Annotated in this window: 24 protein-coding genes; 10 read left to right on the top strand and 14 right to left on the bottom strand. The window is 60.3% G+C overall.

Annotation, left to right across the window (positions count from 1 at the left end; genetic code table 11):
• Positions 1-17: 17 nt before the first annotated feature.
• Positions 18-1,874, bottom strand: coding sequence for an ABC transporter ATP-binding protein (locus VNV36_RS13170; protein WP_325718143.1), 1,857 nt, complete (start codon positions 1,872-1,874; stop codon positions 18-20).
• Positions 1,875-2,194: 320 nt separating this feature from the next.
• Here VNV36_RS13170 and VNV36_RS13165 point away from each other — a divergent pair, with 320 nt between their 5' ends.
• Genes VNV36_RS13165 through VNV36_RS13155 form a run of 3 tightly spaced genes read left to right on the top strand, consistent with a single transcriptional unit; the run spans position 2,195 to position 4,082 of the window.
• Positions 2,195-2,845 carry a hypothetical protein gene (locus tag VNV36_RS13165; protein WP_325718142.1) on the top strand — a complete coding sequence of 217 codons (651 nt, stop codon included), beginning with the start codon at positions 2,195-2,197 and terminating at the stop codon, positions 2,843-2,845.
• Positions 2,845-3,273, top strand: coding sequence for a phage holin family protein (locus VNV36_RS13160; protein ID WP_325718141.1), 429 nt, complete (start codon positions 2,845-2,847; stop codon positions 3,271-3,273). Before VNV36_RS13165 ends, VNV36_RS13160 begins: the two co-directional genes overlap by 1 nt.
• Positions 3,270-4,082: a DUF3618 domain-containing protein gene (locus VNV36_RS13155; RefSeq protein ID WP_325718140.1), complete on the top strand. Its 813-nt coding sequence runs from the start codon at positions 3,270-3,272 to the stop codon at positions 4,080-4,082. Before VNV36_RS13160 ends, VNV36_RS13155 begins: the two co-directional genes overlap by 4 nt.
• 54 nt (positions 4,083-4,136) lie before the next feature.
• Here VNV36_RS13155 and VNV36_RS13150 read toward each other — a convergent pair whose 3' ends face one another.
• Positions 4,137-5,171, bottom strand: coding sequence for a M28 family peptidase (locus VNV36_RS13150; protein ID WP_325718139.1), 1,035 nt, complete (start codon positions 5,169-5,171; stop codon positions 4,137-4,139).
• A 366-nt stretch (positions 5,172-5,537) separates the two neighbouring features.
• A complete protein-coding gene (locus tag VNV36_RS13145; protein ID WP_325718138.1) occupies positions 5,538-6,431 on the bottom strand; it encodes a LysR family transcriptional regulator in 894 nt (297 codons plus the stop codon).
• Positions 6,432-6,562: 131 nt separating this feature from the next.
• Between VNV36_RS13145 and VNV36_RS13140 the strand changes: the two genes are divergently transcribed.
• On the top strand, positions 6,563-7,774 hold the full coding sequence (locus VNV36_RS13140) for an MFS transporter (RefSeq protein WP_325718137.1): 1,212 nt from the start codon (positions 6,563-6,565) through the stop codon (positions 7,772-7,774).
• A gap of 1 nt (position 7,775) precedes the next feature.
• Here the strand turns inward: VNV36_RS13140 and VNV36_RS13135 are convergent, their stop codons facing one another.
• Entirely contained in the window at positions 7,776-7,934 is a 159-nt protein-coding gene (locus VNV36_RS13135) for a DUF2986 domain-containing protein (RefSeq protein ID WP_325718136.1), read from the bottom strand.
• Positions 7,935-8,063: 129 nt separating this feature from the next.
• Between VNV36_RS13135 and VNV36_RS13130 the strand changes: the two genes are divergently transcribed.
• Complete coding sequence (locus tag VNV36_RS13130) at positions 8,064-8,564, top strand: anti-virulence regulator CigR family protein (RefSeq protein WP_325718135.1); 501 nt, start codon at positions 8,064-8,066, stop codon at positions 8,562-8,564.
• Between the two features lie 571 nt (positions 8,565-9,135).
• On the opposite strand, the gene VNV36_RS13125 is transcribed toward VNV36_RS13130, so the two are convergent.
• On the bottom strand, positions 9,136-9,612 hold the full coding sequence (locus VNV36_RS13125) for a PA2171 family ribosome-binding persister protein (protein ID WP_325718134.1): 477 nt from the start codon (positions 9,610-9,612) through the stop codon (positions 9,136-9,138).
• Between the two features lie 257 nt (positions 9,613-9,869).
• Positions 9,870-10,085 carry a PLD nuclease N-terminal domain-containing protein gene (locus VNV36_RS13120; RefSeq protein ID WP_325718133.1) on the bottom strand — a complete coding sequence of 72 codons (216 nt, stop codon included), beginning with the start codon at positions 10,083-10,085 and terminating at the stop codon, positions 9,870-9,872.
• Positions 10,086-10,255: 170 nt separating this feature from the next.
• Here VNV36_RS13120 and VNV36_RS13115 point away from each other — a divergent pair, with 170 nt between their 5' ends.
• Positions 10,256-11,383 (top strand): saccharopine dehydrogenase family protein, encoded by a 1,128-nt coding sequence (locus VNV36_RS13115; RefSeq protein WP_325718132.1) that lies wholly within the window; start codon positions 10,256-10,258, stop codon positions 11,381-11,383.
• Position 11,384: 1 nt separating this feature from the next.
• The gene (locus VNV36_RS13110; RefSeq protein WP_325718131.1) at positions 11,385-11,882 is read left to right on the top strand and encodes a DUF2269 family protein; all 498 of its coding nucleotides are present in this window, start codon (positions 11,385-11,387) and stop codon (positions 11,880-11,882) included.
• Here the strand turns inward: VNV36_RS13110 and VNV36_RS13105 are convergent.
• The gene (locus VNV36_RS13105; RefSeq protein WP_325718130.1) at positions 11,865-12,317 is read right to left on the bottom strand and encodes a thiol-disulfide oxidoreductase DCC family protein; all 453 of its coding nucleotides are present in this window, start codon (positions 12,315-12,317) and stop codon (positions 11,865-11,867) included. The genes VNV36_RS13110 and VNV36_RS13105 overlap by 18 nt on opposite strands.
• A 187-nt stretch (positions 12,318-12,504) precedes the next feature.
• Positions 12,505-13,539 (bottom strand): LysR family transcriptional regulator, encoded by a 1,035-nt coding sequence (locus tag VNV36_RS13100; RefSeq protein WP_325718129.1) that lies wholly within the window; start codon positions 13,537-13,539, stop codon positions 12,505-12,507.
• A gap of 26 nt (positions 13,540-13,565) precedes the next feature.
• On the opposite strand from VNV36_RS13100, the gene VNV36_RS13095 reads away from it, so the two are divergent.
• Positions 13,566-14,306 carry an SDR family oxidoreductase gene (locus VNV36_RS13095; protein WP_325718128.1) on the top strand — a complete coding sequence of 247 codons (741 nt, stop codon included), beginning with the start codon at positions 13,566-13,568 and terminating at the stop codon, positions 14,304-14,306.
• 28 nt (positions 14,307-14,334) lie between these two features.
• The gene (locus VNV36_RS13090) at positions 14,335-15,417 is read left to right on the top strand and encodes an alkene reductase (protein ID WP_325718127.1); all 1,083 of its coding nucleotides are present in this window, start codon (positions 14,335-14,337) and stop codon (positions 15,415-15,417) included.
• A 50-nt stretch (positions 15,418-15,467) separates the two neighbouring features.
• Here the strand turns inward: VNV36_RS13090 and VNV36_RS13085 are convergent, their stop codons facing one another.
• Positions 15,468-15,962: a P-loop nucleotide/nucleoside kinase family protein gene (locus tag VNV36_RS13085; RefSeq protein WP_325718126.1), complete on the bottom strand. Its 495-nt coding sequence runs from the start codon at positions 15,960-15,962 to the stop codon at positions 15,468-15,470.
• A 29-nt stretch (positions 15,963-15,991) separates the two neighbouring features.
• Positions 15,992-16,888, bottom strand: coding sequence for a LysR family transcriptional regulator (locus tag VNV36_RS13080; protein ID WP_325718125.1), 897 nt, complete (start codon positions 16,886-16,888; stop codon positions 15,992-15,994).
• A 222-nt stretch (positions 16,889-17,110) separates the two neighbouring features.
• On the opposite strand from VNV36_RS13080, the gene VNV36_RS13075 reads away from it, so the two are divergent.
• Positions 17,111-17,737 (top strand): hydrolase, encoded by a 627-nt coding sequence (locus VNV36_RS13075; RefSeq protein ID WP_325718124.1) that lies wholly within the window; start codon positions 17,111-17,113, stop codon positions 17,735-17,737.
• 92 nt (positions 17,738-17,829) lie between these two features.
• Here the strand turns inward: VNV36_RS13075 and VNV36_RS13070 are convergent, their stop codons facing one another.
• The 4 genes from VNV36_RS13070 to xylA all read right to left on the bottom strand — a co-directional run bounded on the left by VNV36_RS13070 (position 17,830) and on the right by xylA (position 23,143).
• Positions 17,830-18,966 (bottom strand): sugar ABC transporter permease, encoded by a 1,137-nt coding sequence (locus VNV36_RS13070; protein ID WP_325718123.1) that lies wholly within the window; start codon positions 18,964-18,966, stop codon positions 17,830-17,832.
• Positions 18,967-20,523, bottom strand: coding sequence for a D-xylose ABC transporter ATP-binding protein (xylG, locus tag VNV36_RS13065; protein ID WP_325718122.1), 1,557 nt, complete (start codon positions 20,521-20,523; stop codon positions 18,967-18,969).
• Positions 20,524-20,675: 152 nt separating this feature from the next.
• Positions 20,676-21,677 carry a D-xylose ABC transporter substrate-binding protein gene (xylF, locus tag VNV36_RS13060; RefSeq protein ID WP_325718121.1) on the bottom strand — a complete coding sequence of 334 codons (1,002 nt, stop codon included), beginning with the start codon at positions 21,675-21,677 and terminating at the stop codon, positions 20,676-20,678.
• Positions 21,678-21,826: 149 nt separating this feature from the next.
• Positions 21,827-23,143: a xylose isomerase gene (gene xylA, locus VNV36_RS13055; protein ID WP_325718120.1), complete on the bottom strand. Its 1,317-nt coding sequence runs from the start codon at positions 23,141-23,143 to the stop codon at positions 21,827-21,829.
• Positions 23,144-23,314 lie beyond the last annotated feature (171 nt).

Genomic DNA, 23,314 nt, shown 5'->3' with positions numbered 1-23,314 from the left:
TGCTTGCGATCTGACGATCATTCCTCCATCACCTCGACCAAGCCGCGATCCTCCCCGAGGAACCCGCCGCTCTGGTGCTGCCACAACCGCGCATAAGTGCCGTTCTTTTCCAGCAATTGCGCGTGGGTGCCTTGTTCGATGATGCGGCCTTCGTCCATGACGATCAGCCGATCCATCGCCGCAATCGTCGACAAGCGGTGGGCGATGGCGATGACGGTTTTACCCTGCATCATTTCATCGAGGCTTTCCTGGATGGCCACTTCGACTTCAGAGTCCAGCGCGCTGGTGGCTTCGTCGAGCAGCAGGATCGGAGCGTTCTTGAGCATCACCCGGGCGATGGCGATGCGTTGGCGCTGGCCGCCCGACAGCTTGATGCCGCGCTCGCCTACCAAAGTGCCGTAGCCGCTGTGCCCCTGCTTGTCGCTCAACTGACTGATAAAGCCATCGGCCTGGGCATTCACCGCCGCGCGGTGGATGTCTTCATCGGTGGCGTCGGGGCGACCGTAAGCGATGTTGTCGCGGATGGAGCGGTGCAGCAGCGACGTGTCCTGCGTGACCATGCCGATCGCGCTGCGCAGGCTGTCCTGAGTCACCTGGGCAATGTTCTGCCCGTCGATGCGAATCTCGCCACGATCAACGTCATAGAAGCGCAGCAGCAGGTTGATCAGTGTTGATTTGCCAGCACCGGAGCGGCCGACCAGACCGATTTTTTCGCCGGGACGAATGTGCAGGCTCAAGCCGTCGAGCACTTGGCGTTCGCCGTTGTAGTTGAAGCTGACCTTATCGAAAACCACTTCGCCGCCCTTGGGCTGCAGCACTTTGGCATCCGCCGCGTCCTGCACTTTCGGGCCGCGGGTGAGGGTGGCCATGCCGTCCTGCACGGTGCCGATGTTTTCGAACAGTGAGGTCATCTGCCACATGATCCAGTGCGACATGCCATTTATGCGCAAGGCCATGGCGGTGATCGCTGCGACAGCGCCGGTGCCGACTTCGCCCTGGTGCCACAGCCACAGCGCGTAACCGCCGGCGCCGATGATCAACGTGACCACCAGCGCCTGATTGACGATTTCGAACTGGCTGACCAGACGCATCTGGCGGAACCCGGTGAGCTTGAAATCCTCCATCGCCGCGCGGGCAAAATGCGCCTCGCGCTTGGAGTGCGAGAATAGTTTGACCGTGGTGATGTTGGTGTACGCGTCGGCAATCCGCCCGGTCATCGACGAGCGTGCGTCGGCCTGTTCCTGGCCGACCTTGCCCAGACGCGGCACGAAATACACCATCGCCAGGCCGAACAGAACGATCCAGGCCAAAAACGGCAGCATCAGTTTCAGCGCAAAACCGCCAGCCAGCGCAATGATCGCGATGAAGTAAACACCAATGCCGGGGAGGATTTCGATCAGCGTGAACAACACCTCGCGCACCGACAGTGCTGTCTGCATGACCTTGGTCGTGACCCGGCCGGAAAACTCGTCGGAGAAGAACGACAGGCTCTGGCGCAGCATCAGCCGGTGGAAATCCCAGCGCAGGCGCAGCGGCAAATTGATCGCCAGAATCTGATGCTGGACCATCGTGCGCAGCGCAACCAGGCCGATGCTGACCACCAGGACAATGCCGATGCCCCACAGCACGCGGCTTTCTTCGCCACTCGTGGCGCCGCCGGATTTCCAGGTCGAGAGCAGATCCACCACTTGCCCGAGGAAAGAAAACAGCCACGCCTCGTAGATCGACACACTGGCGCTGAGCAGGGCGAACGCGAGGATGTAACCGCGCGCGCCCCGGGTGCAGGCCCACAGAAAACGCATCAGGCCGACTGGCGGTGGCGGCGCCTCGTCGGGTGGGAAGGGGTCGAGCCTTTGTTCAAACAGGCGAAGCATTGCGGTCTCCGAAGTGATCAGGGTGTGGGGATTCTGCCATCTATCAGCGGCGTTGAGGGTTTCCATACCATGGCGAGGACGAACCCTTGTGCCTTGTCTTGACCTCAGGCAGGCGCAGAAGCTCAACAAAATCCTCAAATCACAGCAGCGCGCCAGCTTGCATTACGACCTTTCGTCGGTGATCCACGCCTGACGTTGCACGCTCATCAACCTCTTTGAACTCTCGCGCCAACCGCTCCGTCCTCTGCTATGTGGGGGCTCGAGGCGATGTTGCCGTGAAGTCCCGTTTTTGCGTTTTCAGTGAGAAGGCGAGGGGCGACATGAACACTTCAGACAGCAGGGCAGGCTTTGAATCAGGCGATCCAAACAGCAAGCCTGAACAGGGTTTTGATCATTTGAAAGAAAACGTCAACGAAGCGCTGGGCGGTGCCCGTCAGCAAGCCGATGCCCAATTCGGCCAGTACCGGGACACGGCGGCCGAGCAAATCGAAGCGCTGGCGCAAGGTGCGAAAAGCTTCGTTTCGGAGCTGCAGGACAAGGACGCGCTGGGCATGTCCGACTACATCGCCGACATGGCGGATTCCATGACCGGGCTGGCGGGCAATCTGCGTGGCAAGAGTGCCGAGCAGTTGCTGCACGATGCGGCGGATCTGGCGCGCAGCAATCCGGGTTTGTTCATTGCCGGCAGCATTGCCATCGGCTTCGGCCTGTCGCGGTTTCTCAAGGCGGGCACGGCTGCGGCGGCGACTGTCAGCGCGGAACACGATCCGGCCGCTGGCACGACATCAACGCCACCGCCGGCGGATTACGGCGCGCAACGGCCTTATGAATCGTCAATGGCCTCATCGACCCAACCCAACCCGGGACTTGCCACCGGCATCACCCCGACTTCACCCAACGAACACGATCACCCCTCTGATTTCGCAGCGGCTTCCGTACCGCATGCACCCGACGCCAAAGGAGAACTGTGATGAACAGAGATGAATCTGATCTGAGCGGGGCCAGACCCCTCGGCCAAACGGATGACGCGTCAGTGGTCGGCTTGTTGCGGCAACTGTCCCGGGAAGTGCCAGCGCTGTTCACCAAGGAACTGGCCCTGGCCAAAGCCGAACTGCATAACAGCCTCACCACCCTGAAGGCCGGTCTCGCTGCGGTTGCCGGCGGTGCGATCGTGTTTCTCGCGGGCTTCATCATCCTGCTGCTGTCGGCGGTCTACGGGTTGAGCATGTTCATGGCGCCGTGGCTGGCCGCGCTGATCGTTGGCGTGGTGGTGATGATCATCGGTTTTGCCATGCTGCAATCGGGGAAAAAGCAATTCGAGCCATCCCATTTCAAACCTGATCGCACCCTCGACGCCTTGAACAAGGATCAGGAAGCGCTGCGGAGGAAAGTCTCATGAAAAGCGAACTGGATATCGAAGCGGAAAAGAGCCCGGAGCAGATCGAGCGTGAAATCGATGCGCAGCGCGCCAGCATCGGCAACATCGTCGATCAACTGGAAAGCAAGTTCACTCCTGGGCAGATGATCGATCAGGCCTGGGGGATGATGCAGAGCAACGGCTCGACCTTCTTCACCAACCTCGGCACCAGCGTGCGCAATAACCCCGTGCCGGCGGTGCTGACTTCGGTCGGGCTGCTCTGGTTGATGATCAGTCAGAACCGGCCGCCGGTGCCGCAACCGACGTACCGCAGCGGGCCGGATCAGGACAAGGCCGGCGAGTGGGCGGACGGTCTGGCGGACGGTATCGACAGCGCCCGCGCACATTTGCACTCCACCACCGATTCGCTGAAGGAGGGTTATCAATCGCTCAAAGGCAAGGCCAGCCACCTCGGTGACAACGTCGGCGCCGCCAAGGAAAATCTGACCCATGCGATGCACGACGCTGGGGATCGGCTGACGCGCAACTCGCAGGTGCTCGGACAGCAATTCAGTCATCTGCTCAAGGAGCAGCCGCTGATGGTGGCTGCCGCCGGCGTCGCGCTGGGTGCCTTGCTTGGCGCAGCCTTGCCGACCACCTCCACCGAGCAGCGCTACATGGGCCGCACCAGCGCGGGCGTGGTCGATAAAGCCAAGCAAAAAGCCCAGGAGGGCTACGAAGCGGTGCGCGACACAGTGACCAGAACCACCGAGCAAACCGAAGCGGAACCGAAGCCGGATCCGGCGCGGCCTTCGTCTTCGGATCTGTCGCAGGGTCTGGGCACCTCCTGACGCTGAGCAGAAAAGGGAGGCCTGCAAGGGGCCTCCCTTCTTACGGTGCTGCGATCAACTCGGCACCTCGTTTTGCGGGCCTAGCAAATATTCCACCAGCGTTGCTGCGCACGCTTCAATCGCGCCATCGACCACCAGTTCGAAACCATGGGTGTTTTCCGTCGGAATTGCCACGCATCCGGCCTGAGCGCTGATCCCGGAGCTCATTACCGCGCTGGCATCGGAAGCGAAATCCACCAGCAGGGCGAACTGCGGATTGAAACCGCAACGCCTGGCCGCGTCGGCCAGGGCCAACACCACGCCGCGTGAGTAATAGCCTTTCTGATCGCCGGTATCGATGATTGGATCGGCGCACAGTCGCGTTGCGTATTCGCTCAGCACCGGTCCGACTTCCACGGCAATCGTGATATCGCCGGGTAAATGTGCAGCGGCGTACATCGCGCCGGCGTTGCTTTCTTCTTCGAGCGTGGTGAAGACAAAGTAGGTGTCGTGCCGCAATTGGGTGTGGCTGTGCTTCAGCTGCTCGGCGGCCTGGAGCATGGCAACTACGGGCGCACGATCATCGAGAAAATGCGCGGCGGTGGCGTCGCCTACCCGAAACGGCGTGCGCCAGTGCTGGCTGAGTACAACGCGAGTGCCGGGACGTACGCCCATGTCTTGCAGGGTTTGCGGATTTTGGCGAGTGATGATGTGCACGTCCTTCCATTCCACCGCGCCGCTCATCACATCCTTGCCCTGCGGCGAGCCTGCCGTGGCGTGCATCGAACCGAACGACAGCACCCCGGGCAGGGTTTGCGTGTCGCCGAGAATATCCACCGGGCACATGCCGAAGTTCACCGGGTTCGCGCCGCCCAAAGCGACCAACCGCAACGTCCCGTCCGGCTCGACGCGTTTGACCACCATGGCGATTTCATCCATATGGCCCATGATGCGCACGGCATTGTTGCCTTCCGGATCCGGTTCGCTCCCCTCCAGCAGGCCGATGACATTGCCGGCCCGATCGGTCCAGACCTCATCGCAATGGCGCCCCAGCTCCTCAAGGCAGATCGCCCGGACCTCGTCCTCCTGACCGCCGGGACCGCGGGCCATGAGCAAACGGCTCAAAAGCGCCTGGGTAGATTCGTGTGAGTTTCGCCGCGAAGGCGCCTGAGTATCCGACATGCGTGTTGACCCTCCTAGCATCGGCGGGCGTGTATCGACCGCTTGGGATTTTAGGGGGCTTAATGGCAAGAAAATTCAGATTGGGTGGCTGCCCTCTGCTTCACACGCAATCAACACCGGTCAACCTTGTGGGACCGAGCCTGCTCGCGAAAGCGGTGTATCAGACACAGGTGAATCGCCAGACCTGACCTCTTCGCGAGCAGGCTCGCTCCCACAGTTTTTGTGGTGTGCTCGCGATCGTGCCAACACCGGTCAAGCCTTGTGGGATCGGTGTCTGGCTCTGCGAATGTGGTCTCAGCGGTTGTACTTCAGCGCCTCGACAAACGCTGCAAATGCCGCCGAGCCCTGACGCCGGTTCGGGTAATACAAGTGATACCCCTGAAAGGTCGGGCACCAGTCAGCCAGCACTTCCAGCAGTCGCCCATCGGCCAGATACGGCGCCACCAGTTGCTCGGGCACGTAGGCTATGCCGATGCCATCCACGGCGGCATTGAGCACATGCAGGATGCTGTTGAACACCAGTTGCCCTTCGACCTTGACGCTGAAGTCATGATCCTCGTGCGCAAACTCCCAGGCGTAAATCGCACCGGCCGATTTGTGGCGAATGTTGATGCAGGTGTGCTCCATCAACTGATGGGGCGTGGCCGGCGCCGGGTGGCGGGCGAAGTAGTCGGGGGACGCGACGACGGCCAGCCGCCAGTCCGGGCCGATGCGCACGGCGATCATGTCTTTGCTGATCGACTCGCCCAGGCGGATGCCGGCGTCGAAGCGTTCCTTGACCACATTGGTGAAGCCATAGTCGACGTAAAACTCCAGGGTGATGTCCGGGTAGTTCTTCAAGAAGCCTGCGAGCATCGGCCGAATGCACAATTCGATCTGGTCGTCGGTGCACGAGATGCGGATCGTGCCGCTGGGCTTGTCGCGCAACTCGCCCAAGGCTTCCAGCTCCGCGCTGATCTGCGCGAACAGCGGCGCAATCGAACGCATCAAGCGTTCGCCAGCCTCGGTCGGCGACACGTTGCGTGTAGTGCGGGCGAGCAGGCGAATCCCGAGACGCTGTTCCAGCGCACGGATGGTATGGCTCAGCGCAGACGGAGTGACGCCAAGGCGGGCGGCGGCTTTGGTAAAGCTTTGATCCTGTGCCACCGCAAGAAAAGCCTGGAGGTCGTTGACTTTGGCGTTGCTCATTGCTGAATTTTTCTCAAAAGCACATGAAGATTACCGCTACTAATCAAGTCAAACGCAATCCGTCAAGCTTTGCGGACTGAGTAGCGCAGCAAAAACGCTTCGACCCATTCTCATCCCAAGGCAGGTTTCTGATGACGGCCCACGTAATCGACAACCCGACAGCCCAATCTTTGGGCGTATCTGCAACCGGCGAGCAATCGGCGTACTGGAGCGGCGTGTTCGCGATGACGCTGTGTGTCTTCGCGCTGATCGCTTCCGAATTCATGCCGGTCAGTCTGCTCACACCGATGGCGGCTGATCTGCAGATCAGCGAAGGTCTGGCCGGTTATGGGATTGCCATCTCCGGCGCCTTCGCGGTGCTGACCAGCCTGACGATTGCCAGGCTCGCCGCAGCGATGGATCGCAAGACGCTGTTGCTGCTGTTGACGGCGCTGATGTGTGTGTCTGGCCTGGTGGTCGGCCTGGCGCCGAACTACACGGTGTACATGATCGGCCGCGCCTTGATCGGCGTGGTGATTGGCGGTTTCTGGTCGATGTCGGCGGCCCTGGCCATGCGTCTGGTACCGTCGGCCAGCGTGCCCAGGGCTTTGGCGATCTTTAATGGCGGCAACGCTTTGGCCACGGTGGTGGCGGCGCCATTGGGCAGTTATCTCGGCAGTGTGATGGGCTGGCGCGGGGCGTTTTTCTGTCTGATTCCGGTCGCATTGATTGCGCTGTTGTGGCAGTGGATCAGCTTGCCGACGCTGCCGGCTGTACCGCGCAAGGCGAGCGCAGGCAACGTCTTTGCGTTATTCAAAGACCGCCGGGTCGCTTTCGGAATGTTCAGCGCCGGCATGTTCTTCATGGGCCAGTTCGTTCTGTTCACTTACCTGCGGCCGTTTCTGGAAACCGTGACCCGGGTCGAGGTTTCTGTGCTGTCAATGATTCTGCTGGTCATCGGTGTGGCCGGGTTCATCGGCACTGCGATTATCGGCTCGGTACTGAAGAAAGGCCTGTATCGTGTGGTGATCGCTATCCCGTTGCTGATGGCAATAATTGCGGTCGCGCTGATCGGGCTGGGCAGCTCTGTGGTCGCAGTGTTCGTGTTGCTGGGATTATGGGGGTTGATTGCGACAGCGGCGCCGGTGGGCTGGTGGTCGTGGCTGGCGCGCACGTTGCCCGACGATGCGGAAGCGGGTGGGGGGCTGATGGTGGCGGTGGTGCAGTTGTCGATTGCTTCGGGGTCCACCGTCGGCGGTCTGCTGTTCGACGGCAGTGGTTATCGGCTGACGTTTCTCGCCAGCGCGGTTTTGCTGGTGCTGGCGGCGCTGATGACCTGGCTTACGTCGCGGCAAACAGCCTGATTCAGCTTTCCACGTGCTCGCCTGATGCCTGCGCAGCTTCGGCTTCCAGCTTCAGACGGTCGGCCTTGCAGATGTACTTGGGTTTTTTCGGCGCCAGTTTGGCGTTGGCCTTTTTGGCTTTTTCCTTGAATAACTGCTGCAGCTTCTTTTGACGATTCATGGTTTTTTTGATCGGGGCTGGAGAGGGTGGGAATCCTGACGCAAGGCCGAGTGGTCAGCAAGGAGAAATCCACTAAGCTGAGCACAATGCTCCCAGACTCAAGAGCACGGCGAACCAAAGGAACCGCATATGAGAAAAGCTCGCACATTGGTTGCAGCGTTGTCCTGCCTCGCGCTGGTGGTTGGCAGCACGACGGCACTGGCCGACCCCGGCAACGGCAAGGGCCAGGGTGGTCAAGGCGGCCAGGGCAACGGCAAGGGCAAACCGCAGAATATGCAGGATCACGGCAAACAGGGCTCGGGCGGTCAGGGGCAGGGCAACAAGGGGCAGCCATCCTCCGGCAATCGGGGCGGCGGCCCTAGCGTTGATCGCGGCAATATTCTCGGCATTATTGGTGGCTATCGTGGCGAATACTGGAATCCAGGGCCGCCGCTGCCACCGGGCATTCAAAAGAATCTGGCGCGCGGCAAACCGCTGCCGCCGGGTATCGCCAAGAAGCTGGACGGGCGTTTGCTCGGCCACTTGCCTCACTATGACGGCTATGAATGGCAGCAGGTGGGCACCGACCTGATCCTCGTTGCGCTGGCCACCGGGCTGATCTATGAGGTGCTCAACGGCGCGTTCGATTAGCGTTTAAGTGGGGAGTGGCTGCTCGGATAGCTGCATCAGTTGCAGCAATGGAGCTCAACGATTGATGACGCAAAGGTGCTGAACATGGCCAACGCAATCCGCATCCCCGAAACGGGCGCGCCGGGCGTTCTGCAATTGCACACGCTCAGCAAGCAAAGCCCTGGTCCCGGCGGAACACTGACTCAAAAACACCGTAAAACCTGGAGCTGCCGAAGGCTGCGATCTTCTGATTGTGAAAAACAAGATCAAAAGATCGCAGCCTTCGGCAGCTCCTACAGGGGGTGTGCGCTACTCGCGCATCCAGCAAAGCGTCCGGACTGGAAGTCGGCGGACACTCCACAGGTTTCGCGGTTTGCTCAGGAATTCCCGCACACCACATATCCAATGTGGGAGCGAGCTTGCTCGCGAAAGCGGAGTGTCGCTCTCCGCTGGTTGCCTGACCTGACGCTATCGCGAGCAGGCTCACTCCTACAGGGCTTGCGGTGTGCTCGTGATTGCGCCCATACGATAAATCTGCTGTCAGCCACAAAAAAGCCCGGCATCGCTGCCGGGCCTTGGTGTCTTCAGCACTTTACGCGGCGATGTTATTGGCCGCCATTTCCTTTTTGTGGCTCGCCTTCAGGGCTTCCATTTGCGCGCCCAGTTCCTCGAGCTTGGCCTTGCCCAGAAGCTTTTGCGCTTTCGGGAACATTTCCTCTTCTTCCTCTTCGATGTGGTGCTCCAGCAACTCCTTGACCACCTTGACCCGACCGGCAAATTCCGGGGTGCCCGGATCGGTTTCTTTCAAGTCAGGCAGTACCAGCGAGTCGACGGTGCGGTGCTCTTCCTTGGCTTCGTAGTACATGATGTCTTCTTCCTTGCTGCCGGCTTCCTTGAACGCGGGATACAGGATCTCTTCTTCCAGGCGGGTATGGAGGGTGATTTCCATTTCCAGTTTGCCCAGCAACTCGACGCGTTTTTTCAGCGCCCGGTCGGTGGACTCGCTCAACTGGCTGAGGATGGCCTTGACTTTTTCATGGTCGGCTTTGAGAAGGTCGATGGCATTCATTTTTTGTGGCCTCTGCTGTTCACGGATTGAACACAGCGTTCTTTTTTTCGCGCTGCTGTGTATTCAAGGAGAGGCTATCGCATGACTCATGCCAACTCGCCGATTGAACGTACCACGTCTAAATCAAGGGCTGGCGGAGGAGCAGGCACAACGCTTTCGTGCAGCTTGCAAGATATCCGCTGGGCAAGCATTGCATATAACAAGCCCGGCGAATGCCGGGCTGTTGGTGATGCTGGAGATGGGCGTTGGCCCACGCCCTATCTGTTGGCTTGGGAAGCCGAACCATGGCCGATATGCTTGGGCCCCGCCAACGCCCAGGCGATCAGGCCAAACAGCGGTACGAACACGATCAGCACGATCCACACGCCTTTATTGCTCGATTTCCCCTCGCTTTTACGCACCCGGTTGATGGCCCAAAGCTCGATCAGCACGAGAATGACCGCCAATACGATCCACACGGTTTCGATTTGCATAGGCTTAACTCCTGATGGTCTGTGCGTTAGGCGACGAGAGGGGCTTTGGGTTCATTCTTTTTGCATGGGCGAGCGGACGTAGCGATACCCGGTTTCAAAATAAATTTCTGATCGTCGCTGCGGCCTATATCCTCTGCGCCACACGTTTGGGCTGGAACAGGGACAGGGCAATGGCATTCAGGGTGATGGTCGTCGGTGGTTACGGCAATTTCGGCAGCATCGTTTGTCGGCATCTGGCGCTGGTGCCAGAGATTGAGTTGGTGTTGTCGGGCCGCGATGCGTGCAAGTTGCAGCGCAAGGTCGATGAGCTGCAAGCGCAATCAGGCCGTACGTGCGAAGGCTGGTGCGGCGATGCGATGGGCGCCGCGTTCCAATCGGCGTTGCGCGAGTTGAATATTCAGTTGGTGGTGCATACCGGCGGGCCGTTTCAGGGGCAGTCCTGCGCGGTTGCTGAAAGCTGCATCAGCGCCGGTGTGAATTATTGCGATCTGGCTGACTGCCGTACCTTCGTCAACGGCATCGATGTGCTTGATGCCCGCGCCAGACAGGCCGGCGTCGCCGTGCTCAGCGGTTGCAGTTCGGTGCCGACCTTGTCTTCGGCAATCATCGATCATCAGCGCCAGCGCTTTGCGCGAATCGATTCGATCGAGCATGGCATTTCTTCCTCGGCGAAGATGCCGGGGCTGTCCACGGTCGAGGGCGTGCTCGCCTACGCCGGCAAACCAATCAGGCAATTGCACAATGGCCATACTCACGAAGTATTGGGCTGGCTCGACCTGACCCTGCGCAGCATGCCGCAACTGGGCACGCGGGTGCTGGCCAATGTCGATGTGCCGGACATGGACATATTCGCCCAGCGCTATGGCGCGCAGACGCTGCGCTTCAAGGCCGGTGCCGGTCTGAAACTCGGCGGTCTCGCCAACGCCTTGCTGGCGCAAGCCTTGCGCTTCGGTCTGGTGCGCGATCATCTGCGCTGGGCGGCGCGCCTGCATCGATTGGGTACGTGGTTCGAACGTTTCGGTGATGGCAAAAGCGCGATGTACATTGATGTTCACGGCATCGGTGTCGACGGCCAACCACTGAGCATGACCGCGCAACTCACCGCGCTGAATGACAAAGGCCCGGAAATCCCCAGCTGCGCCGCCGTCGCCCTCGCCACAAAAATGGCTCGGGGTTATGTGCCGGAATCTGGCGCGCGACCGTGTGTTGGCGAAATCAGCGTCGACGAATATCTGGCGGCGATCAATGATCCGACGAATCTGAGCCTGTCGATTCAGTTCCGCGAAGGGCAGCGTTGAGATGCTCTATCTCTGCCTGAAGTACCTGCATGTAATCGCGGCGATTTTCCTGTTTGGTTTCGGCATGGGTTCCTACCTCTACCTGATCGCCGCCAGCCGCAGCGGCAACCCGCAGGTGATCGCCCATGTCGCGCGGATGGTGGTGCGTTTCGACACGTGGATCACCACGCCTGCAGGGTTTGTCCAGGTTGTCACCGGCTATCTGCTCGTGCGGCTTTCCGGGCTGTCGATGAGCATTGAGTGGTTGCTGACTTCGCTGATCATTTTCTTCTGCGTTGGCGCGTTGTGGCTGCCGGTGTTGGTGCTGCAAAAGCGATTGCAGAGCCTGGCGCTGAGCGCGGGCGAGGGTGGCCTGCCTCTGGATGATCGCTACGCGGGCACTTACCGCTGGTGGTTCTGGATGGGCATCGCCGGGTTCGCGGGGATGTTTGTCATCGTGCTGATGATGGTGACGAAGATGACGCCGCTGCAACTGATCGGATCAGCCGTGGGCCTTTAGAAAACGACTTTCGTGATCCGCTGTTGGTAGCAGGCAAGTGTCGTACTTGCCGAACAGCCGATAGCGATTCAGGGCGATGCGATCGTAGGCCCAATCGCGCAGGCGACGTGGGAAGATTCGCAGCAGTTTCAGCGGTTGCCAGCGCCCCGGCAATTGCCCGACCACTTCCAGGAATGCATCCGAGCGCTCCCAGTAATGCCGGTCGCGAATCACCGCCATGGTGTCGAACTCATCCAGCGGCAAACCGGCCCACGCCAGCAAGGCCTGGCCCTCGGGCGATTGCACCGCCGCCAGACGCACGCGGCGCTGGCGATCATGGCAAATCAGAAAGCGCGCCCAGCCGTTGCACAGTTTGCACACGCCGTCGAACAGCACCACGGTTTCGCCGGGCTTGAGCAGTGGCGCGGGGGTAGGACGGGTTTTCATGGCGGGCATGGGCGGATGTCCTCGGCGGCTTTGGCGCGATGATAACCTCGGCGCTGGCCAATATGAACGGCATGCGTGACACCACACAATAGAACTACCGGACCTGACTCAGGATTTGAACAGCATACAAATCGGCTTCCTCTCCCTTGGGAGAGGGCTGGGGTGAGGGGCTGCGGATCAATACACAACCAAAGGGTTATTGCTGTCTCGCGGCTGTCACCTGATCAATGATCTCATCCCATGGCGGTGTCGACGGAAACAGCTCAACCAGAAACGCCGTAAACGCTTTCACGTTCGGGCTACCGCGACGGCTCTCCGGCCACAACGCGGTAATGGTGAAGCGCTCCACGGTGAACTGCGGCAGGACGGGGATCAGTTCGCCCCGGCGAACATACGCTGCCGCCACATAATGCGGCGAGATGCCGATACCGCCGCCAGCAGCCACAACTGCCGCCACCGCATCGCTGGCATCAACGGTGAACGCCGCGTCCGGCGCGAGTTCCAGTTGCTTGTCAGCGGTCTGATAAGGCCAGCGCAGACTTTGCCCAGTGCTTTGATAGCGGAAATTCACACACTCATGCTGCACAAGATCCTCCGCCGTGAGCGGCACGCCCCTGCGTTTCAAATAATCCGGTGAGGCAAACGCGCCGATTCGATGCGGCCCCAACGGCCGGGAAATCAGCCGCGAGTCGGCAAGGTTGCCAACCCGAACCGCGACGTCGATGCCTTGTTCGATGATGTCGGAATATTGGTCGCCGAGCCGCAGATCGATAGTCAGATTTGGGTACTGCTCGCGAAACCTCGGCAGGGCTGGTGCGAGGATGTTCAAGCCAATCGGCAACGGCGCGGTGACTTTCAATACGCCGGAAGGCTCGGCGCGGGAGGCGACGGCAGCCTGATCGATGTCTTCGACTTCGCGCAGAATCCGCAGCGCCCGTTCATACAGGTCACGGCCCTCCGGTGTGAGTACCAGCGAGCGCGTGGTGCGGGTGAACAGCATCAACCCGAAATGCTCTTCGAGTCGCTGCACGCTTTTGCTGATTGCCGACGGCGACACCGAAAGTGCTCGCGCCGCAGCCGTGTAGCTGCCCAGCGAAGCCGCTCGCGCAAAGGCAATAAGCCCGGTTAAACGATCCAATCCAATTTGTGCCTTCATGGCACTAGTAAAGCGACTTCTGGCCCAATTATCAATGTGGCTTCCAAGCCGTAGTCTTTGCCCATCGAACGCCACTCAGGTGTTCCAGACGGAGACTCAGCATGAACATCAGCCAAACCCTGCCTTCTACACTCACCAGCAAAACCGTGGTCATTTTCGGCGGCACCTCAGGCATCGGCCTGGCCGCTGCGGTGCAAGCAAAAGCCGCCGGCGCCAAGGTCATCGTCATCGGTTCGAACGCCGCGCGTGCCGAGCGGGCTGCCGCCGAGCATGGCCTTGACGGCTGGCGCGCAGCTGACGTGACTGACAGCCACGCTGTCGGAACCGCACTGGCTGATATTCCCCAGGTTGATCACCTCGTGCTGCTCGCCGGGACGTTCGTTGCTGGCACCGTACTCGCGGCGGATCTGGCTTACCTGCACCGCGCGTTCGATGAGCGCATCTGGGCGTCGATCAATGCGATTCGTGTGCTCGGTGACAGGTTGGCAAAAGACGGTTCGATCACTTTCATCTCCGGCTCCCTGGCCGATCGCCCGAACGCTTATGGCACGGCGGTGCTCGCCGCTGCGTCGGCGGCAATGGAAGCCTTGGCTCGCGGTCTGGCTCTGGAATTGGCACCGGTGCGGGTCAACACGCTGTCGCCCGGCCCGATCAACACACCGATTCTGGGCAAGGCACTGGGCGAAGGGCGGGATGCGTTTGTTGCTTCTCTTGAGCAGGTACTGCCGCTGCATCGTCTCGGCACAGCAGAAGAGGCTGGCGCGGCAGCGGTGTTCCTGATGAGCAACACCTTCATGAACGGCGCCGTGCTCAACATCGACGGCGGCGCCCGCCTGGTTTGACCCAGCCCACCTTTTTGAGAACTTGAACATGACATCGTTATTTGATTCCCTGCGCCTGGGCGCGCTCGATTTGCCCAATCGTATCCTGATGGCACCGATGACCCGGGCGCGCGCCACTCGCGAGCACATTCCGACCGAAATGATGGTCGAGTATTACCGGCAGCGGGCGAGCGCCGGCCTGATCATTTCCGAAGCGATCGGTATCAGCCAGCAAGGGCTGGGCTGGCCGTACGCAACAGGCCTTTGGTCTGACGAACAGGTCACCGGATGGCGCAAGGTCACTGATGCCGTGCACGCCGCTGGCGGCCGGATCATCGCCCAGTTGTGGCACATGGGCCGTGTGGTGCATCCGAGCTACCTCGGCGGCGGGCAGCCGGTTTCCGCTTCGGTCACCACCGCGCCGGGGCAGGCACACACTTACGCTGGCAAACAGTCCTATACCCCGGCGCGTGCTCTGCCTCTGGAAGAAATCCCCGCACTGCTGGAAGACTTTCGTCAGGCCACCCGCAACGCGATTGAAGCAGGTTTCGACGGCGTGCAGATCCACGCCGCCAACGGCTATCTGATCGACCAGTTCCTGCGCGACAGCGACAATTTTCGCACCGATGCCTACGGCGGTTCGATCGACAACCGCATCCGCTTGCTGAAAGAAGTAACCGAGGCAGTCGCTGGCGTCATCGGCGCCGACCGCACTGGCGTGCGCTTGACGCCAAGCAGCTATGAGCAGGGCATCCGCGACAGTGATCCCAAAGCACTTTTCACCCGCGCGGCCCAAGTGTTGTCATCGATTGGCATTGCTCATCTGGAAGTTCGCGAACCGCCGCTGGACGGCACCTTCGGCAAGTCGGAACGACCGCCGCTGGCCGGGGTGATTCGCGAAGTGTTCAAAGGCGTGCTGATCCTCAATTCGGACTACGGTTTCGCCAGGGCGCAGGCGCAATTGGACGCGGGCCTTGCCGATGCCATCGCCTTTGGACGACCGTTCATTGCCAACCCCGATTTGCCGCTGCGATTCGCCCGGCAGTTGCCACTGGTGGCGAGCGAGATGAGTACCTGGTTCAGCCAGGGCAGGGAAGGGTATGTGGATTATCCGGCGGTGGATGGCGTTTGAATGTAGCGTCAGTGCGAGTCGCCAAGGCAATGCATTCATTGACGTGCTGGTCAGACGCTTGAATGTCGATGAACTTCAACGACCAGCCCCTCCGAAACCTCCGGGGCACTAAAGTAGCTGGTGATCAGATCGAATTCGGCGTCGGTCGCCGCGAACTCATGCTCGGCACGTGCATTGCGCTGATGCAGTCGGCGCCGGCAGGTGTCATCGTCGATTTCGAGGTAGTGAAGTCGATGAGCAACCTGCGCCGCGTCTGCGAGGCCGCGCAGCCATTGACGATCGGTCGGGGTGTTGGCCGGGAAATCCAGCACCACGGCAACTCCCGCAGCGAGCATGTCCGTTACCAGCGGGCCGAGCACTTGACGGATCTGCCGGGCATGTCGGACGTAGTCGGCAACCGAATTGATCTGCTCAGGGTAAAGCTTGGCCAACCAGTGATCTTCGCTGAGCAGAATGGCTGAGTGTTCAGCGTGTAATGATCGGGCCAGGGTGGATTTTCCGGCAGCGATTTTGCCGCACAACAGATGGAGCACAGGCGTTGGCATCGGACACTTCCTTTTTCCGAGGTTGGATATCAAACAGAAACGGGTTTGGCGAAATGTGGGGACTGGCCAAACGATTCAATCAGCAGTTCAGCCAGGGCCTGAATCTTGCGCGCCGGATGCGGCCCCGGTGGGCGAACCACGTAGGCACCTGCGGGGGGCGGTGGGAATCGGGTCATGATCGGCACCAGCGCACCGGAGATGACATGCTCATAAGTCAGGCAGTCTGGCAGGTAGGCGACACCCAGACCCGCTCTCGCCGCCGCGACCAGCGCCACACCGTTGTCCGCCTTGAAGCGTCCTTGCGGGCGCACCGAGATCACCTTGTTTCCATCCATGAATTGCCACGTTTCGGTCGCTTGCATCAGCGCTTCGTGGTTGACCAGCGCCTGCGGCGATTCGGGTTCGCCGTGGGCTTTTATGTAATCGGGGCTGGCGACAAGTTTGGTGAAAATCGGCCCGATGCCTCTGGCGATCAGGTTGGAGTCGGGTAGATAGCCAACGCGGATCGCACAGTCATAACCTTCGGCAATCAGGTCAACGAAGCGATCGCTGTAGCAGGTCTGTATTTGCAGCTGCGGATGGCGACGAGCCATTTCTGCGAGCATGGGCGCGAAGTGCGTCGGCCCGAAGGACAGCGGCGCGGCAATTCTCAAACGCCCACCGAGGGCGCCGGAAGGCAACATCGTTTCCTTCGCCAGATCGATTTCGGCACAGACTCGGGCGGCATGCTCGCGAAAGGTTGTTCCGGCCTCGGTGAGCGCTGCGCCGCGTGTCGTACGTGCCAACAATTGAATGCCCAACTCCGCTTCCAGCCTCGCGAGCCTGCGGCTGACAATCGATTTGGACACGCCCAACCGGATCGCAGCAGACGAAATACCGCCAGCATCAGCCACCTCTACAAAGGTTTGCAGCTCTTCGATATCCAAATCGGCGTTCCTCAAAATGCGACACAGCAACGCACGCGATGCTACTACTGCGACGAGTCCCGCAACAGCACAATCCTGCTTCCGTACCACTGGCCTAGCGGCCGTGATCCGGAATGAAGTGACCCTCCCGCGCCAGCGAAAGCAGTGAACGCCCGCCCGGCCATCAAGCGGACGCTCGCATTTCACCAGGCGTAAAAAGACAACTAGAAGCAGGAGCAACACATGACAAGCGAAACAATCCGCAACCCGCTCACCGATCAACTCCTGTCGCCGGAAAACGCGGCGCTGATCATCATCGACTACCAACCGATCCAGGTGTCCTCGATCCGCTCCATGCCGCGCGATGAGTTGGTGTTCAACATCGCCAGCGTGGCCAAGGCGGCCGTCAACTACAACTTGCCAATCGTGCACTCGACGGTCAACGTTGCGACCGGGCGCAACAAGCCGCCGATTCAGCAATTGCAGGATGAGCTGGGGCATCTGCCGACCTACGACCGGACTTCGATCAACAGCTGGGAAGACGTCGAGTTCAAGCAAGCGGTCAAGGCCATTGGCCGGCGCAAACTGATCATGACTGCATTGTGGACTGAGGCGTGCCTGACCTTCCCGGTGCTGGACGCGATTCAGGAAGGTTATGAAGTCTACGTGCCGGTCGATGCGGTCGGTGGTACCTCAGTTGCCGCGCATGAGGCCGCATTGCGGCGGATGGAACAGGCTGGGGCAAAACTGATCAGTCGGGTGCAGATGTATTGCGAACTGCAACGTGACTGGGCACGTGAGACTACCGTTCCGGGCTTCATGGGAGTGTTTGAAAACGCCGATGGTTTTAACGCAGAAAAGCATGTTTAAGCCAGTCGCAAGCGACGGTTCACGCCGTTGATGTGAGACAGTGAGGCCTGTGATCAGGCCTCATTTGCGTTCGACGAACGCTGCTGCACGCCTCAGCGTCGCGCGGTGCGCGTACTCACATCCACCCAGACCGCCAGCACCAGAATGCTGCCTTTGACGATCATCTGCCAGTAACTATCAACGTCGAGCATGGACATGCCGTTATCCAGGCTGGTGATCACCAGTGCGCCGAGGAGGGCGCCGTAAACGGTGCCGGAGCCGCCGCGCATGGAGGTGCCGCCGATGAAGCAGGCGGCGATGGCGTCGAGTTCGCCCATGCTGCCAGCGGACGGAGAGCCGGCGGCCAGGCGTGCGGTGTTGACCACCCCGGCGAGGGCGCACATCACGCCCATGATGCCGAAGATCCACAGCTTGACCGCCTGCACATTGATCCCGGACAGGCGCGTCGCTTCCATGTTGCTGCCCACCGAATAGACGCGGCGGCCGAACACGGTCTGGCTGGTCACGTAACTGAACACACCGAGCAGAATCAGCAACAGCAGCACTGGCACGGGAATGCCGTCGTAGCTGTTGAGGGTCTGGACGAAGCCAGCGAGCACCGCGCCGATCACCAGCACGCGCACCACGTCTCGCACCATCGAGTGCGCGGCAAGACCATGAAGGGCACGATTGCGCCGTTGTTTCCAGGTCAGGAAAACTGTCAGCACGAACAGCAGAACACCCAAACCGGTGCCGATCGCGTGGGGCAGATATCCCTGGCCGATATAGACCAGCTCGGGCGAAACCGGGGCGATGGTGGTGCCTCCGGTGATTCCCAGCAGAATGCCGCGAAACGCCAACATGCCGCCCAGGCCGACGATAAAAGACGGGATGCGCAAGTACGCAGCCATGTAGCCGTTGGCAAGCCCGATGACCAAACCGCACAGGGCGACCAGGCTCAGGTTGGCCAGCAGCGGAATGTGATAGACCACGTCGAGAATCGCCGCCAGACCACCCAGCAGGCCGAGCAGTGAACCGACCGACAAGTCAATCTCGCCGCTGATGATCACCAGCACCATGCCGCAGGCAAGAATCCCGGTGATCGACATCTGCCGCAGCAGGTTGGAGAGGTTGCGCGGGGTGAGGAAGCCACCCTCGGTCTGCCAGCTGAAGAACAGCCAGATCAACACCACGGCAAATACCAGCGCGAGCATCTTGTAGCGGGTGAACAGTTGTTTGACCTGATTCATTTACGCGGTTTTCCGATCATTATTGTTATGGCTGCCGGGCTGGCTGAGGGCGGCGGCGAGCACCTGTTCCTGAGTGAGTTCATGGTTGACGAAGTCACCGCGCAACTGGCCGTCGCCGATCACCAGCACGCGGTCGGACACGCCGAGCACTTCGGCCAGCTCCGACGAGACCATGATGATCGACACGCCCTCAGCAGCGAGCGCGCCCATCAACTTGTAGATCTCGTATTTGGCGCCGACATCCACCCCTCGCGTCGGTTCGTCGAGGATCAACACCCGTGGTTTGGCCAGCAGCATCTTCGCCAGCACGGCTTTCTGCTGATTGCCGCCGGACAGGCTGGTGATCGGCAAAAAAGGGCTAGCGGTCTTCAGATGCAGGCGCGAGATTTCCCGGTCAATGCAACCGAGCTCGGCTTCGGCATCGATGCGGGTCATTTTCGAATAGCTCTCGAGCACAGCGAGGGTGATGTTCTGGCCGACACCGAGGTCGGGAATGATGCCCTGGCGCTTGCGATCCTCGGGCACCAGGCACAGGCCGGCGCGGATCGCTTTGAGCGGCGTGCGCGTGTCGATCGGTTGGCCGTCCAGCCAGACTTCGCCTTCGTGACGGCCGGGATAGGCGCCGAACAGCGCGGTGACCAGCTCGGTGCGGCCGGCGCCGACCAGCCCGGCGATGCCGAGAATCTCGCCGCGTTTGAGGCTGAAGGAAATGTCATCGACCCGTTTGCGCTTGGGGTTGTCGACGTCGTAGCAGGTGATGCGGCGCGCTTCGAAGATTACCTCGCCAATGTCGTGGGGCTCGCTGGGGTAGAGGTTGCTCATTTCGCGGCCGACCATCTGCGTGATGATCTGCGCAATGTCCATGTCCGCCATCGCGGTGGTGGCGATGTGTTTGCCGTCACGGATCACCGAAATGGTGTCGCACACAGCGGCAACTTCATCGAGCTTGTGCGAGATGTAGACGCAAGCGACGCCCTTGGCCTTGAGGTCGCGGATGATGTCCAGCAGCACCTCGATTTCCGAGCGGCTCAGGGCCGAGGAGGGCTCGTCGAGGATCAGCAGACGCGCCTGTTTGTTCAGCGCTTTGGCGATTTCCACCAATTGCTGATAACCGCCGCCGTATTGCGAAACCGGCAGCGAGACGTTCATGTCCGGCACTTTCAATTCACGCATCAAGGCTTCGGCACGGTGGATCATCGCCGGGTAGTTCATGCGCCCGCCAGGCAGCGTCAGCTCATGGCCCATGAAAATGTTTTCCGCCACCGACAGGTCGGGCACCAGGGTCAGTTCCTGATGGATGATGACGATGCCGGCGGCTTCGGTTTCACTGATCGACTGCGCCTTGAGCGGCTGGCCGTCCCAGAGGATTTCACCGTCCCAGGTGCCATGGGGGTAGACCGCCGAGAGAATCTTCATCAGTGTCGACTTGCCGGCGCCATTCTCGCCGCACAGGCCCACGCATTCACCGGGCCTGACCTTGATGTCGATGCCATTAAGCGCTTTGACACCGCCGAAGGTTTTGACGATGCCGTTCATTTGCAGCAGATAGTCGGACATAACGAAAGCTCGTATTCCAAAGGCTCAGACACTGACCCGGTGGGAGCGAGCCTGCTCGCGAAGGGGCCTTTTCAGACAGAGCTTTGCTGGCTGACGCTCCGCCTTCGCGAGCAGGCTCGCTCCCACAGGTCTGATCAAGATTTACGACCGGATCACTGCCCGGCGATCTGCGCCTTGGTGTAGAAACCGTCCTGTTCCAGCAAATCGATGTTGTCCTTGGTCAACGGCGTTGGCGTGAGCAGGATGGTGTCGACCTTCTTGCTGCCGTTGTCGTACTGCGAGGTGAAGGCCGGTTTTTCGTTGCGCGCCAGTTGCACCGAGAGCCTGGCTGCTTCGGAAGCGATGAGTTTCAGTGGTTTGTACACAGTCATGGTCTGCGTGCCGGCGATCACGCGTTTGACCGCCGCGAGGTCGGCGTCCTGGCCGGAAATCGGTACCTTGCCGGCCAATTGCTGGGCGGCCAGTGCCTGAATCGCACCGCCAGCGGTGGCGTCGTTGGAGGCGACGATGCCGTCGATTTTGTTGTTGTTACGGGTCAGGGCGTTTTCAACGATGCTCAGGGCTTCGGTCGGGTTCCACTCCTTGACCCACTGCTGGCCGACAATCTTGATATCGCCCTTGTCGATGGCCGGTTGCAGCACCTTCATCTGGCCTTCACGGAGAATCTTGGCGTTGTTGTCGGTAGGGGCACCTCCCAGCAGAAAGTAATTGCCCTTGGGCGCCGCTTTCAATACGCCGCTGGCCTGCATCTCGCCGACCTTTTCGTTATCGAAGGAAATGTAGGCGTCGACATCGGCGTTGAGAATCAGCCGGTCATAGGACACGACCTTGATCCCGGCTTTCTTTGCTTCGGCCACGGCGTTGGTCAGCACCGTGGCGTTGAACGGCACGATGACGATTACGTCGACGCCTCGAGAGATGAGGTTTTCGATTTGCGAAATCTGCTTCTGCTCGTTGGCATCGGCTGATTGCACGAAGACCTTGGCGTCCATTTTCTCCGCCGCCGCGACGAAGTAATCGCGGTCACGGGACCAGCGTTCCAGGCGCAGGTCATCAATCGAGAAACCGATTTTCGGATGAGTAGCGTCGGCCATTACCGGCAGGGCCAACAACGCCAGCGCACTGGCCAACAGCGTACGTTTCAAATTCTTCATGGTGGTGCGTCCTTTTATTTTTGTTGGAAAGACACGGCCTGACGATGAATATCGGGCTGCTAGAACTGTAGAGAATCTGCCGACGCAGCACGCACAGAATTGTCGTGCAATTGTCACAGCGTCGTTGCGTCGGCAGCCTCCCTTGGCGATCAGCGATAGAGGTAGCGGTTGACGATGTTTTCGAGCATTTCCTGGCGACCGCTGACGGCTTGCGGGTTCAGCGCGTTGCTGAATGCGTGCTCGGCCAATGACTCGAGATTGAAGTCCCCGGCCAGCACCGCTTGCCCGAACGGCTGGCGCCAGCCGGCATAGCGTTGGTCCTTGAGCGCTTGCAACTGATCGTTCTCAACCATCGCGGCGGCGCGCTCCAGGGAAAGGGCGAGAACGTCCATGGCGCCAACGTGACCGTGAAACAGATCAATCTCGTCGAGACTCTGCCGGCGCACCTTGGAGTCGAAGTTGAAGCCGCCATTCTTGAAGCCCCCGGCCTTGAGGATTTCATAGGTGGCCAGGGTCATCTCTTCGACGCTGTTGGGGAATTGATCGGTGTCCCAGCCGTTCTGCGGATCGCCACGGTTGGCGTCGATGCTGCCGAAAATTCCCAATGAAGCGGCCGTGGCGATTTCGTGATGAAAGCTGTGACCGGCCAGGGTCGCGTGGTTGGCTTCGATGTTGACCTTGATCTCCTTCTCCAGGCCGTACTGCTGGAGAAAACCGAACACCGTGGCGCTGTCGTAATCGTATTGGTGCTTGGTCGGCTCCTGCGGCTTGGGCTCGATCAGCAGGTCGCCGGTGAAGCCGATCTTGTGCTTGTGCTCGACCACCATGCGCATGAAACGCCCGAGTTGTTCGCGCTCGCGTTTCAAGTCGGTGTTGAGCAGGGTTTCATAGCCTTCGCGACCGCCCCACAGCACGTAGTTGGCGCCCTTGAGGCGATGGGTTGCGTTCATCGCGCTGAACACCTGCGCGGCGGCACAGGCGAACACTTGCGGATCGGGATTGCTCGCGGCACCGGCGGCAAAGCGCGGATTGCTGAAGCAGTTGGCGGTGCCCCAGAGCAGCTTGATGCCGCTCTGTTCCTGATGTTGCTCGAGGCGATCGACCATTTGCGCAAAGTGTTCGCGATACTCCTTCAGGGAGTTGCCTTCGGGGGCGACGTCGGTGTCGTGAAAGCAGTAGTAATCAATGCCCAGCTTGCTGAAAAACTCGAACGCCGCTTCAGCCTTGCCGATGGCCAGTTGCATCGGCTCGCCGCTGCGTTGCCACGGACGCTTGAAGGTGCCAGCGCCGAACACATCGGAGCCCGGCCAGACGAAGGTGTGCCAATAGCACGCGGCCATGCGCAGGTGTTCGCGCATGGGTCTGCCGAGGATCAGTTTGTCGGCATCGTAATGGCGGAAGGCGAGGGGCGAATCACTGGTCGGGCCTTCGTAGCGAACCGGCTCGATATCGGGGAAGTACGGCATGGACCTTGTCCTTGTTGTTCTTGGCGGTGTCTCGATACTAGCAACGGCCCCGTGCCTGCTGATTATGAAAAGCCTCAACACACAGTGCGATTTTGCGTATTGAGCTTCGGCGGCTTCGCGCCTAGTCTGATGTGGGAGCGAGCCTGCTCGCGAATGGCTTGGCGCAAAATC

Source organism: Pseudomonas sp. (assembly GCF_035554175.1).
GTDB lineage: Bacteria > Pseudomonadota > Gammaproteobacteria > Pseudomonadales > Pseudomonadaceae > Aquipseudomonas.
This window is presented reverse-complemented; position numbering and strand designations above follow the sequence as displayed.

Excerpts from the sequence above, each read along its gene's own strand:
- xylF (WP_325718121.1), bottom strand. The coding sequence starts at position 21,677 with ATGAAGAATTTGAAACGTACGCTGTTGGCCAGTGCGCTGGCGTTGTTG.
- xylA (WP_325718120.1), bottom strand. The coding sequence starts at position 23,143 with ATGCCGTACTTCCCCGATATCGAGCCGGTTCGCTACGAAGGCCCGACC.
- VNV36_RS13145 (WP_325718138.1), bottom strand. The coding sequence starts at position 6,431 with ATGAGCAACGCCAAAGTCAACGACCTCCAGGCTTTTCTTGCGGTGGCA.
- VNV36_RS13075 (WP_325718124.1), top strand. The coding sequence starts at position 17,111 with ATGACAAGCGAAACAATCCGCAACCCGCTCACCGATCAACTCCTGTCG.
- VNV36_RS13135 (WP_325718136.1), bottom strand. The coding sequence starts at position 7,934 with ATGAATCGTCAAAAGAAGCTGCAGCAGTTATTCAAGGAAAAAGCCAAA.
- VNV36_RS13125 (WP_325718134.1), bottom strand. The coding sequence starts at position 9,612 with ATGAATGCCATCGACCTTCTCAAAGCCGACCATGAAAAAGTCAAGGCC.
- VNV36_RS13085 (WP_325718126.1), bottom strand. The coding sequence starts at position 15,962 with ATGCCAACGCCTGTGCTCCATCTGTTGTGCGGCAAAATCGCTGCCGGA.
- VNV36_RS13120 (WP_325718133.1), bottom strand. The coding sequence starts at position 10,085 with ATGCAAATCGAAACCGTGTGGATCGTATTGGCGGTCATTCTCGTGCTG.
- VNV36_RS13095 (WP_325718128.1), top strand. The coding sequence starts at position 13,566 with ATGAACATCAGCCAAACCCTGCCTTCTACACTCACCAGCAAAACCGTG.
- VNV36_RS13090 (WP_325718127.1), top strand. The coding sequence starts at position 14,335 with ATGACATCGTTATTTGATTCCCTGCGCCTGGGCGCGCTCGATTTGCCC.
- VNV36_RS13155 (WP_325718140.1), top strand. The coding sequence starts at position 3,270 with ATGAAAAGCGAACTGGATATCGAAGCGGAAAAGAGCCCGGAGCAGATC.
- xylG (WP_325718122.1), bottom strand. The coding sequence starts at position 20,523 with ATGTCCGACTATCTGCTGCAAATGAACGGCATCGTCAAAACCTTCGGC.
- VNV36_RS13070 (WP_325718123.1), bottom strand. The coding sequence starts at position 18,966 with ATGAATCAGGTCAAACAACTGTTCACCCGCTACAAGATGCTCGCGCTG.
- VNV36_RS13140 (WP_325718137.1), top strand. The coding sequence starts at position 6,563 with ATGACGGCCCACGTAATCGACAACCCGACAGCCCAATCTTTGGGCGTA.
- VNV36_RS13165 (WP_325718142.1), top strand. The coding sequence starts at position 2,195 with ATGAACACTTCAGACAGCAGGGCAGGCTTTGAATCAGGCGATCCAAAC.
- VNV36_RS13115 (WP_325718132.1), top strand. The coding sequence starts at position 10,256 with ATGGCATTCAGGGTGATGGTCGTCGGTGGTTACGGCAATTTCGGCAGC.
- VNV36_RS13110 (WP_325718131.1), top strand. The coding sequence starts at position 11,385 with ATGCTCTATCTCTGCCTGAAGTACCTGCATGTAATCGCGGCGATTTTC.
- VNV36_RS13150 (WP_325718139.1), bottom strand. The coding sequence starts at position 5,171 with ATGGCCCGCGGTCCCGGCGGTCAGGAGGACGAGGTCCGGGCGATCTGC.
- VNV36_RS13170 (WP_325718143.1), bottom strand. The coding sequence starts at position 1,874 with ATGCTTCGCCTGTTTGAACAAAGGCTCGACCCCTTCCCACCCGACGAG.
- VNV36_RS13130 (WP_325718135.1), top strand. The coding sequence starts at position 8,064 with ATGAGAAAAGCTCGCACATTGGTTGCAGCGTTGTCCTGCCTCGCGCTG.
- VNV36_RS13160 (WP_325718141.1), top strand. The coding sequence starts at position 2,845 with ATGAACAGAGATGAATCTGATCTGAGCGGGGCCAGACCCCTCGGCCAA.
- VNV36_RS13105 (WP_325718130.1), bottom strand. The coding sequence starts at position 12,317 with ATGCCCGCCATGAAAACCCGTCCTACCCCCGCGCCACTGCTCAAGCCC.